Annotated in this window: 5 protein-coding genes; 1 reads left to right on the forward strand and 4 read right to left on the reverse strand. The window is 39.2% G+C overall.

From position 1 onward, the window contains the following. Positions 1 to 36 precede the first annotated feature (36 nt). The 4 genes from BKK50_RS12140 to sstT form a co-directional block, all read right to left on the reverse strand. Positions 37 to 648: an NAD(P)H-dependent oxidoreductase gene (locus BKK50_RS12140; protein ID WP_077418484.1), complete on the reverse strand. Its 612-nt coding sequence runs from the start codon at positions 646 to 648 to the stop codon at positions 37 to 39. Then, the gene (locus BKK50_RS12145) at positions 645 to 1,100 is read right to left on the reverse strand and encodes an NfeD family protein (RefSeq protein ID WP_077418485.1); all 456 of its coding nucleotides are present in this window, start codon (positions 1,098 to 1,100) and stop codon (positions 645 to 647) included. Before BKK50_RS12145 ends, BKK50_RS12140 begins: the two co-directional genes overlap by 4 nt. Positions 1,101 to 1,161: 61 nt before the next feature. Beyond that, the gene (locus tag BKK50_RS12150) at positions 1,162 to 2,076 is read right to left on the reverse strand and encodes an SPFH domain-containing protein (protein WP_077418487.1); all 915 of its coding nucleotides are present in this window, start codon (positions 2,074 to 2,076) and stop codon (positions 1,162 to 1,164) included. Between the two features lie 124 nt (positions 2,077 to 2,200). Beyond that, positions 2,201 to 3,445: a serine/threonine transporter SstT gene (sstT, locus tag BKK50_RS12155; RefSeq protein ID WP_077418489.1), complete on the reverse strand. Its 1,245-nt coding sequence runs from the start codon at positions 3,443 to 3,445 to the stop codon at positions 2,201 to 2,203. A gap of 262 nt (positions 3,446 to 3,707) precedes the next feature. On the opposite strand from sstT, the gene BKK50_RS12160 reads away from it, so the two are divergent. Continuing rightward, on the forward strand, positions 3,708 to 4,151 hold the full coding sequence (locus BKK50_RS12160; RefSeq protein ID WP_143529832.1) for a LexA family protein: 444 nt from the start codon (positions 3,708 to 3,710) through the stop codon (positions 4,149 to 4,151). Positions 4,152 to 4,410 lie beyond the last annotated feature (259 nt).

A 4,410-nucleotide genomic window follows, 5' to 3' on the forward strand; every position in this document is an offset into this window, starting at 1 on the left:
AGTTATCTAGTACAGCCCCGAGTGTTTTTTCTGTACTCATACTGCTTTTCCATTTAAAAGTGCGGTCAATTTTTCCTGCGTTTTTTGCTCGACAACATCAAGCATTGCACGACGTGCTTCATCATCAATGATATGAAGATCACCCAATAACTCATAGGTCACATTTTCAATGCCACAATAATTGAACAAACCGTTTACAAGACAATGATCAAGAGATTTATCAATACCAAATTCTTTATATTTCTCCACATTGCTGCCAATCGTGATGAATTGCTGCATTTGCTTCCCTTTAAGTAAGCCAACAGATTCCCCATTTTCGGTTTTATAAGCAAATCCATGGCTTAAAACCCGATCCAAATAGCCTTTCAACATTGCCGGAAAGCCCATCCACCAAAGGGGATAAACAAGCGTGATTAAATCCGCTTGGCGAATAAGATTATGTTCATATTTCACTTCTTCGGGAATAATGCCGCTATTTACGCCTTGCAATTCTTCGAAAGAAATAATCGGATTAAAATCTAAAGTATAGAGATCGCGAAATTGTGTTTCCACACCAAGGGCTTGGCTGGTTTTCGCTACACAATCTGCCACAGCCCGCCCAAAGCTCCCTTTAGAATTAGGATGGGCAAAAATAATAAGATGATTCATTCTGTTACCTTTTCAACAATCAGCGTGATCCCTTCCACACGCACAACTTTCACAAGATCATTCACGGCGAGATGCTCACCTTGAATACGCCAAGTGGTATCGTCAAACGCACCACGTCCAATGCCATTTACGGCGATTTCCTGCACTGTACCTTGCTTGCCAAGCATCGCATGATCACGTTGGTTTAAGGAGGTTTTAGCCTGATCTTGGCAATCTTTATTGTACTGATATTTCCACCAAACGAGCGATAAAATACAAGCTAAAACCCCATAAAAAATCGCTAATCCAACCAATGAAAATGCAGGAAAAAGAAACTGTATAATTGCTGTCACTAAAGCGGCTAATCCCCACCAAAGTAAAAATACACCGGGAGCAATTACTTCAGCAATCAATAATACAAAACCTAACACCAACCAATGCCATAATGTCCAGGCGGTCAACCATTCTGACATATTGCCTCCTCTGATAGAAAAAGTGCGGTCAATTTTAACCGCACCTTGATAAAACAAAAGCTTAAGCTTTTTTATCGCCTTTTAATAATTCTGCAATGCCCGCTACAGAACCGATTAAATTCCCCGCCTCTAACGGCATTAAGACCACTTTGCTATTTTGTGATCCGCCAATTTCTTTTAAGGCTTCCGTATACTTTTGCGCAATAAAGTAATTAATCGCTTTAGTATCACCGCTTGCAATGGCGTCAGAAACCATTTGTGTAGCTTTTGCCTCCGCTTCTGCGGCTCGTTCACGGGCCTCCGCTTGTAAGAAGGCTTCTTGGCGCTCCCCTTCCGCTTTCAAAATACGGGCTTGTTTTTCCCCTTCGGCGCGTAAAATTTCCGCTTGGCGAATCCCTTCGGCTTCCAATACTTCCGCTCGTTTATTCCGTTCCGCTTTCATTTGGGCATTCATCGAATCAATCAATTCACGGGGTGGGCGAACATCACGAATTTCGATACGGGTCACTTTAATCCCCCATGGATTTGTGGCCTCATCCACAATGGCAAGCAAACGACCATTGATAGAATCCCGTTGTGAGAGCATTTCATCCAACTCCATGGAGCCGAGAACCGTACGAATGTTTGTCATAGTCAAATTAATAATTGCTTGTTCAAGGTGATTCACCTCATAAGCTGCACTACGTGCATCAATCACTTGAACAAAACACACCGCATCAATGGCAACATTGGCATTATCTTTAGAAATCACTTCTTGTGAAGGAATATCCAGCACCTGTTCCATCATATTAATTTTACGACCGACACGATCCACAAAAGGCACAACAATATTCAATCCCGGCATTAATGTGCGTGTATAACGCCCAAAACGCTCAATCGTCCAATTATATCCTTGTGGTACAGTTTTTATGGTTGAAAATAAAATAACAATAATGAGTACAAGAAAGACTAACGTCGCTATGGTTAACTCATCCATTTTGGTCTCCTCTTTCGGGTTTAAAGTGAAAAAAGTCTATCAAATATGACCGCACTTTGTATAGCGGAATCTAATTCGGAAAAACAAAAAGTGGGCTTTCACCCACCTTTATAAAATCATTGAATTATGCGCTATTTTTTCGTTCTTCTTCCATACATACCGCTGCTGTAAATAACACATCAGTCGAAGAATTTAATGCTGTTTCAGCGGAATCTTGCAAAATACCAATAATAAAACCGACACCAATCATTTGCGCTGCAACATCATCAGAAATACCGAACAAACTACATGCCAATGGAATAAGCAGTAACGAACCACCGGCAACACCCGATGCCCCACAAGCACAAAGTGCCGCAACCACGCTCAGCAATAATGCACTCACAAAGGAAACGTCCATACTCAATGTATGCACCGCTGCTAAAGTGAGCACGGTAATGGTAATCGCCGCACCTGCCATATTGATATTTGCGCCCAGTGGAATCGCCACAGAGTAGGTCTCTTCATCAAGATTTAAACGTTTTGCCAAAGCAATATTCACCGGGATATTTGCCGCAGAACTACGTGTGAAAAAGGCAGTAACGCCGCTTTCTCGTACACAGGTACAAACTAATGGATACGGATTTTGACGAATTTTCCAATAAACTAAAATAGGATTAAGCACAAATGCAGTAAAGAGCATGGTACCAATTAAGACGGTTAATAAATGAAAGTAATCGCCTAAAGCCTCTAAACCTTTATCCGATAAGGTTTCCGCCACTAAACCAAATACCCCAAAAGGTGCCAATGAAATAATAATATGGACGATTTTAGAAATGCCTTCTGCAAAATCCGCCACCACTTGTTTCGTTGATTCAGAAGCATGACGTAGCGCTAAGCCTAAACCGATTGACCACGCTAATACACCAATAAAGTTTGCTTTAAAAATCGCATTGATCGGATTATCCACCACATTAAGCACTAAAGTTAATAACACTTGAGTGACCGATTGTGGGGCTGAAGTCACATCTTCTTTCACCGATAATGCCACTTCGGAAGGGAAAAGCATACTGGCAACTACGGCGGCTAATGCAGCTAAAAAAGTCCCTAAAAGATAAAGCACAATAATTTCTTTCATATTGCTTTTAGAGCCAACTTTTTTCGTTGCCAATGCAGCCATGACAAGGAAGAAAATCAAGATTGGGGCCACCGCTCTCAGAGCTTTAACAAAAATTTGTCCCAATACGCCAACGCTTGAAGCAAGATCAAAACCTAATACGTGTTTAATGCTTGAATTAACCAAGGCAACAAGCACTCCGAGAACTAAACCAACAGCAATTCGTTTGACTAAATTACCTTGGAAAAGAAAATGAAATAAACGTGATGTATTCATAATAAATTTAAATAAAAATAAGATTAAACTTCAGATCATTAATGATCCACCTAGGCAAAACAAAGATAGCTTAAATTTCATTTAAAATAAAACCTTTTCTTTGATTTTTTGTAATGGGTCGATAATTTGCCGATCGTTTACTATATTTTTTCTAAAATTTTGTCTTACAAAAAAATTTTTTCTATTCCTTGTTGACAAACTGTATGAAACACCAGTATATTGACCTGTATAAAAAAACATATTATTAACTAAGGAAAAGATGATGAACTACGCAAATGCGATGACCCCAAATGAAATGACGTTTTCTTATCATCCAATGCCATTTTTTAACGATATTGAAAAAAACTCAAAATTCAGCAAAAAACTGGATTTAAATCTTTACTGCATTAAACGTCCACAGCAAACCTGTTTTATTCGTGTGACGAATCCAAATATGCTGGCTTGGGGAATTGAACAAGGCGATATGTTGATCGTTGAAAAGAATGATTGTCTTTCTATTGGCGATCTTGTTGTACTAGAAAGTGAAGATGAATTTCATCTCTATGAATTCATTACCCATCAAGATGAATTTATCTTTATGGCATTAGATTCCCAAATGCAAAATATTAAAACGAAAGATTGGACATCACTACCTATTATTGGGATCGTGACAAATACAATCCACCAAATCCAACCCAAACGTCATATGCAAAAATTCTCAGCCTAAGGGAAATTGAAGGCGTAATATTTATGCGCCTTATTATTTATGCTCCTTTCCCTATAAAAAAGTGCGGTCAATTTTTACGGTATTATGTAGCAAATGCACAAAAACAGAAATTTTAACAGAACGTAGGGACACACTGCGTGTGTCCGTTATAGAATCAAATTATTTCAATAGGTTAAAATTCGGACACACGCAGTGTGTCCCTACCGCTTTTCCCAAAAAAATCGCCTTTTCAACGGCTCGAAATCTGAAATTTAGCCCT

Origin of the sequence: Rodentibacter rarus (assembly GCF_001998965.1) — a bacterium.
Taxonomy (GTDB): Bacteria; Pseudomonadota; Gammaproteobacteria; order Enterobacterales; family Pasteurellaceae; genus Rodentibacter; species Rodentibacter rarus.